The 745-nt window shown below is 64.0% G+C and carries 1 protein-coding gene; it reads left to right on the top strand.

What is annotated here, in order from left to right:
* On the top strand, nucleotides 1-745 hold a 745-nt coding region (locus AC1DZC_RS19935; protein WP_477044476.1), incomplete at both ends, for a TonB-dependent receptor domain-containing protein.

The following is a 745-nucleotide window of genomic DNA, read 5'->3' as shown; positions in this document are numbered from 1 at the left end:
CAGCGGCAATGTGGTGACGTGGAAGGTCGGGCTGTCCGACCAGCTGACCGACGATCTGCGCGTTCGCGGCACCATCTCCCGCGACATCCGCGCGCCGACGCTGAACGATTTGTTCTCGGGCGGCATCCTCACGCAACAGCCGGTGCTCGACCCGTTCACGCAGAAGACCTATCCGCAATATACCAATGCTCGGGGCAACCCCGCGCTGCGGCCGGAACAGGGCAGCACCTTGACCGCCGGGGTGATCTACAGCCCGAGCTTCCTCAGGGGGCTCACGCTGTCGGTCGATTATTACCGGATCTCGCTGAAGGGCGCGATCACCTCGATCAGCGCGGCGCAGGAGCTGCAATATTGCTTCAGCGGGCAGGACCAATATTGCCAATATATCCACCGCGACAACACCCAGGCGATCACCTCGATCGACACGGTGCCGATCAACGCCGCGAGCCTCAGGACGCAAGGGTGGGACTTCGAGGTGGATTACCGGCACGCCGTGGGCGCCGGCCGGTTCGAGCTGCGCGCGCTGGCGAATTACGTGCCCGTGTTCCGCCAGGTCGACGCGCTGGGCAACGTGACCAATTTCGCCGGGCAGATCGGCGATCTCAACCCGGGCGAGCCGAAGCTTCGGGCCAATATCACCACGATGTACGAGCAGGGGCCGTACTCGCTGGCGCTCAACGCGCATATCCTGGGCGCGGCGAAGCTCCAGAACAACTGGGTGAGCGGCGTCGATGTGGATGACAAT

It is taken from the genome of Cellulomonas sp. P2_B4, from assembly GCF_056404795.1.
The sequence above is the reverse complement of the archived record's forward strand: the minus strand, read 5'-3'. Positions and strand labels throughout refer to the sequence as shown.